We start from the raw sequence: 5,085 nt of genomic DNA on the forward strand, positions 1-5,085 counted from the left end.
TGCTCAAGGTAGTCCACCAGGAGAACGAGACCAACGCTCACGCCCCGGCAGGGGTTGGCGGGTCATTGCTCGACGTGCTGGTCCGGGACGGGCCGCGGGCGATGCTCGCTGCCTGCAGGTCGAGGTCGCCCCCTACATCGACGCGTTCGCAGACCAGCTCAACGAGAGCACCGGTTGGTGGTCCGCAACGGGCACCAGGCAGAGCGGGAGGTGACCACGGCAGCCGGTGCGGTGCCGGTCAAGCAGCCGCGGGTGAACGACAAGCGGGTCCAGGAGGCCACCGGGGTGCGGGCGCGGTTCTCCTCGGCCATCCTGCCGGCCTGGGCCTGGAAGTCCTCGCAGGTGGTCGAGGTGTTGCCCCTGCTGTACCTGCATCGCCTGTCCAGCGGCGACTTCGCTGCGGCGTTGGAGCAGTTCCTGGACTCGGGTGCAACCCCCGATCGCAACCACCTCGCCCGCGCCGAGCCTCGAATCCTCAACGTCGCCGCCCGGGCGGTGGCGTTCTCGGTGCTATGGCTGACGCAGTTCTCCCGCACCCAATACCAGCAGCGGGATCAACAAACGCAGACCACCCGCGGATGAACCGGGTCGCTGGAGCGGCGGCGGCAATGACGAACAGCGGGTTGGTGGCGGCTGCCGCGAGCATCGCGCCGAACCGGACGCACCGCCTGTCACGACTGGCGACTCCAGCTGTCCCCACCAGCACGCGCCTCCTTCGCCGAGCAGGTGCCGGTGTCGACGGGTGGAGCCACTCGCCCCTGTCGAACACGGCCCCGTTCCCTGTCCACTGGGACCAGTCGAACTCAGAGGAGAGGACTCGGCTCACGGTGTCCGCGAGGGCCTCGGTCAGGTGCCCACGTACGCCGCGAGGTGCTCGCCGGTGACGGTGGAACGGCCGGCGACGAGGTCGGCGGGTGTGCCCTCGAAGACGATCCGACCGCCGTCGTGGCCGGGGCCGGGGCCCAGGTCGATGATCCAGTCGGCGTGCGCCATGACCGCTTGGTGGTGCTCGATGACGATGACCGACTTGCCGGAGTCGACGAGCCGGTCGAGCAGACCGAGCAGCTTCTCGACGTCGGCGAGGTGCAAACCACTGGTCGGTTCGTCGAGGACGTAGACGCTGCCTTTCTCGGCCATGTGGGTGGCAAGCTTGAGCCGCTGCCGCTCCCCGCCGGACAGCGTAGGCAGCGGCTGGCCGAGGCTGAGGTAGCCAAGCCCGACGTCGGCCAGGTGCGCCAGGATCTGGTGCGCCGCCGGAGTCTTCGCCTCACCGGCGCTGAAGAACTCACCGGCCTCCATGACCGACATGGCGAGCACCTCGCTGATGTCCTTGCCGCCGAAGGTGTAGTCGAGCACCTCGGCCTGGAACCGCTTTCCGTCGCACTCCTCGCAGGTGGTGGCGACGCCGGCCATGATCGCCAGGTCGGTGTAGATGACGCCGGCGCCATTGCAGGTGGGGCAGGCGCCCTCGGAGTTGGCGCTGAACAGTGCCGCCTTCACGCCGTTGGCCTTCGCGAACGCCTTGCGGATCGGTTCGAGCAGTCCGGTGTACGTTGCCGGGTTGCTGCGCCGCGAGCCCTTGATCGCTCCCTGGTCGATCGACACCACCCCGTCCCGGCCCGACACCGAGCCGCCGATCAGGGAGCTCTTTCCTGACCCGGCCACGCCGGTGAGTACCACCAGCGCGCCGAGCGGAATGTCGACATCGACGTCCCGTAGGTTGTGGGTGCTTGCGCCGCGCACCTCCAGCACCCCCGACGGCGTCCGCACCGACGGCTTCAGGGCGGCGCGGTCGTCCAGATGCCGCCCGGTGATCGTGCCACTGGCGCGCAGTCCCTCGACGGTGCCCTCGAACACCACCTCGCCACCGGCGGTGCCAGCGCCGGGGCCGAGGTCGACGACGTGTTCGGCGATCGCGATCGCCTCCGGCTTGTGCTCCACCACCAGCACGGTGTTGCCCTTGTCCCGCAGCCGCAGCAGCAGTTGGTTCATCCGCTGGATGTCATGGGGGTGCAGCCCGATCGTCGGCTCGTCGAAGACGTAGGTGACGTCGGTGAGCGACGACCCGAGGTGGCGGATCATCTTGGTGCGCTGCGCCTCGCCGCCCGAGAGTGTGCCCGACGGGCGTTCGAGACTGAGGTAGCCGAGCCCGATGTGCACGAACGAGTCGAGGGCCTCCCCCAGCGACGCCAGCAGCGGCCCGACGGACGGTCCGTCCAGCCCCCGCACCCAGTCAGCGAGGTCGCTGATCTGCATCGCGCAGGCATCGGCGATGTTGATCCCCTTGATCTTCGACGACCGGGCCGCCGCGCTGAGCCGGGTGCCGAGGCACTCGGGACAGGCGGTGAAGGTGATCGCCCGCTCCACGAAGGCGCGGACGTGTGGCTGCATCGACTCCGGCTCCTTGGAGAGCATCGACTTCTGGATCTTCGGGATCAGGCCCTCATACGTCAGGTTGATGCCCCCGACCTTGATCTTGGTCGGCTCCTTGTAGAGCAGGTCGTGCCGCTCCTTCTTGGTGTACCTGCGGATCGGCTTGTCCATGTCGAAGAAGCCCGAGCCGCTGAAGATTCGGCCGTACCAGCCATCCATGCTGTATCCGGGGATGGTCAGCGCACCGTCGCCCAGCGACTTGCTGTCGTCGTACAGTGCAGACAGGTCGAAGTCGGTGACCGAGCCCCGTCCCTCGCAGCGCGGACACATACCGCCGGTGATGCTGAAACTGCGACGCTCCTTCACGGTCCGTCCGGCGCGCTCCACGGTGACGGCACCCGCTCCACTGATTGAGGCGACGTTGAACGAGAACGCCTGAGGCGAACCAATGTGCGGCTGCCCGAGTCGGCTGAAGACGATCCGCAGCATCGCGTTCGCGTCGGTGGCGGTGCCGACGGTGGAGCGAGGGTTGGAGCCCATTCGCTCCTGGTCGACGATGATCGTAGTCGTCAGCCCCTCGAGTACGTCGACGTCGGGCCGGGCCAGCGTCGGCATGAAGCCCTGCACGAAGGCGCTGAAGGTCTCGTTGATCATCCGCTGAGACTCCGCGGCGATCGTGCCGAACACCAGCGAGCTCTTGCCCGAGCCGGAGACGCCGGTGAACACCGTCAGCCGGCGCTTGGGGATCTCGACGCTGATGTCCTTGAGGTTGTTCACGCGCGCGCCCTGAACGCAGATCAGATCGTGGCTGTCGGCAAGGTGCAGCGCCGTCGACTTCGTGTCCGTCCTCGTGGCCTTGCTCATCGTGTCTCCATCTGTGAAGCGGGCTGGTCGACGCTCGGTTTCACGTCGACGCTGAGCGCGGGGGCGGGGGGTCGGCAGTCATCGGTCCTGAAGCATCCCGAGGACGTTGCCATCGGGGTCGGTGACGGTGGCCAGCGAGCGGCCGCCGCCGACGTCGTGCGGGGGCTCCTTCACGATGGCACCCGCGGCGGTCACCTTGGCCAGCTTCGCCTCGAGGTCCGGCACGTGCCAGTGGGCCACCGGTGAGCTCATGCCCTGTGGTCCACCGCCCGGCACCAGCCCGATGTGCTGGCCCGCCGACTCGAAGCCGACGTAAGAGGGCTCGTCCGTCTGCGGCGGTACGCCGAGTAGGGCGGCGCACACCGCCTTCGTCGTCGCCAGGTCGGACATGAGACGCAGCAGGGTCTTGATTTCCTGGGTGGAAGAGCCGGTCATGGTCACTCCTGAAGTCCTGGGTCTGGTCGGGATCTCTGGCTGGATGACGAGTGATGGTTCGGCAATTGACACCTGTTACGCGACGCACGACGTGATCCCCGTCGCCGGTTGGATCGTGGGCGGCATACCCGATCATGGCGGTGATCGCCGTTCGGCTCAACGCAACTCCTGGATGCGGATCAAGTTGCCCGCAGGGTCGCGGACGGCGCAGTCGCGAACGCCATACGGCTGCTCGATGGGCTCCTGGACGACGTCAGCGTCGCTGGCCTGCACCCGATCGAAGGTGCCGTCGAGGTCGGCGGTGGCCAGGAGGATGACGGCGTAGTTGCCCTTGGCCATCATCTCGAGGATGGTGCGGCGCTCGTCGTCGGTGATGCCGGGGTCGGCGGCTGGCGGATGCAGGACGATGGACGTGCCGGGCTGGTCGACGGGGCCGACGGTGATCCAGCGCATCCCGTCGTATCCGACGTCGTTGCGGACCTCGAAGCCGAGGGTGTCGCGGTAGAAGGCCAGGGATGCATCCGGGTCGTCGTGCGGCAGGACGCTCGCGTGAATGGTGATGTCCATGGCAGTCACGCTAGCTGCGGCCGGTGCCCCCCGCTTCTCGATTCCTGATCGGTCTCGTCACCTGTTTCGCGACGCACGACGGGATCCCCGACGTCGCGCTCGCCGCGAGGCGCCGGTAGCTGCTGGGCGGCATACCGACCAGCTCGGTGAAGCGAGTGCTGAAGGTGCCCAACGACGAGCAGCCGATCGCGGAACAGACCTCGGTGACGCTGAGATCGCCACGACGCAGCACCGCCATCGCGCGCTCGATGCGCCGGGTCATCAGGTAGTAGTACGGCGACTCGCCGTAGGCGAGCCGGAACTCGCGGCTGAGGTGCCCTGCCGACATGTGCGCACCGCGGGCGAGCGCCTCGACGTCCAGCGGCAGCGCGTACTCCCGGTCGATCCGGTCACGGACGCGGCGCAGTCGCGCGAGATCGCGCTGATGCTGCGCCGCGGCGGGTCTGTTGGTCACCTGCGAGATCGTGCCACGTTGCGCCGGAGGTGCCCGGCGCCCCCGGCGTCCCACGCCATTCCGCATCCGCTCTGGCCAGGTCCGCCCCGCTCACGTCCTCGACGTGATGGGGTCGGCGACGCTCTCTGGTCCCATGTCAAATGCCGGAAATGAGGATGCACCAGATTCGGTCCCCTTACTCGGCCTCGGTGAAGGCCTCTGGGTCGAAGTACGCTCGGTCTCGTAGCGGCCGATGCTGATGGTGCGCCCGGCCTTCGCGGTCGTGCACTCGGCGACCAACGGGCGACCAGCGCAGGCGCCGGCGAAGGCCGCGGTACCACCGCCGGTCTTGTCGGTTTGGATGGGGACGGTGACATCGGGCGGGCAGGTCACGGTGCCGGCCCCCAGGTCGA

The 5,085-nt window shown here is 68.2% G+C and carries 4 protein-coding genes and 2 pseudogenes; 1 reads left to right on the plus strand and 5 read right to left on the minus strand.

The features are described from left to right. Positions 1-65: 65 nt before the first annotated feature. A pseudogene (locus tag ACLL9L_RS15845) lies at positions 66-432 on the plus strand (IS256 family transposase); the annotation flags it as partial. A gap of 414 nt (positions 433-846) precedes the next feature. Here the strand turns inward: ACLL9L_RS15845 and ACLL9L_RS15850 are convergent. The 5 genes and pseudogenes from ACLL9L_RS15850 to ACLL9L_RS15870 form a co-directional block, all read right to left on the minus strand. After that, on the minus strand, positions 847-3,237 hold the full coding sequence (locus tag ACLL9L_RS15850; RefSeq protein ID WP_411285623.1) for an ATP-binding cassette domain-containing protein: 2,391 nt from the start codon (positions 3,235-3,237) through the stop codon (positions 847-849). Between the two features lie 78 nt (positions 3,238-3,315). Continuing rightward, on the minus strand, positions 3,316-3,672 hold the full coding sequence (locus ACLL9L_RS15855; protein ID WP_411285624.1) for a VOC family protein: 357 nt from the start codon (positions 3,670-3,672) through the stop codon (positions 3,316-3,318). A gap of 156 nt (positions 3,673-3,828) precedes the next feature. Beyond that, positions 3,829-4,239 carry a VOC family protein gene (locus ACLL9L_RS15860; RefSeq protein ID WP_411285625.1) on the minus strand — a complete coding sequence of 137 codons (411 nt, stop codon included), beginning with the start codon at positions 4,237-4,239 and terminating at the stop codon, positions 3,829-3,831. 10 nt (positions 4,240-4,249) lie between these two features. Then, a complete protein-coding gene (locus ACLL9L_RS15865) occupies positions 4,250-4,693 on the minus strand; it encodes a helix-turn-helix transcriptional regulator (RefSeq protein WP_411285626.1) in 444 nt (147 codons plus the stop codon). Between the two features lie 90 nt (positions 4,694-4,783). Continuing rightward, positions 4,784-5,085 (minus strand): annotated as a pseudogene (locus tag ACLL9L_RS15870) (hypothetical protein); the annotation flags it as partial.

The organism is Lapillicoccus sp. (assembly GCF_046595215.1).
Taxonomy (GTDB): domain Bacteria; phylum Actinomycetota; class Actinomycetes; order Actinomycetales; family Dermatophilaceae; genus Lapillicoccus.

Bases quoted from the DNA above. Each gene is read 5' to 3' on its own strand.
- ACLL9L_RS15850 (WP_411285623.1), bottom strand. From the start codon at position 3,237: ATGAGCAAGGCCACGAGGACGGACACGAAGTCGACGGCGCTGCACCTT.
- ACLL9L_RS15855 (WP_411285624.1), bottom strand. From the start codon at position 3,672: ATGACCGGCTCTTCCACCCAGGAAATCAAGACCCTGCTGCGTCTCATG.
- ACLL9L_RS15860 (WP_411285625.1), bottom strand. From the start codon at position 4,239: ATGGACATCACCATTCACGCGAGCGTCCTGCCGCACGACGACCCGGAT.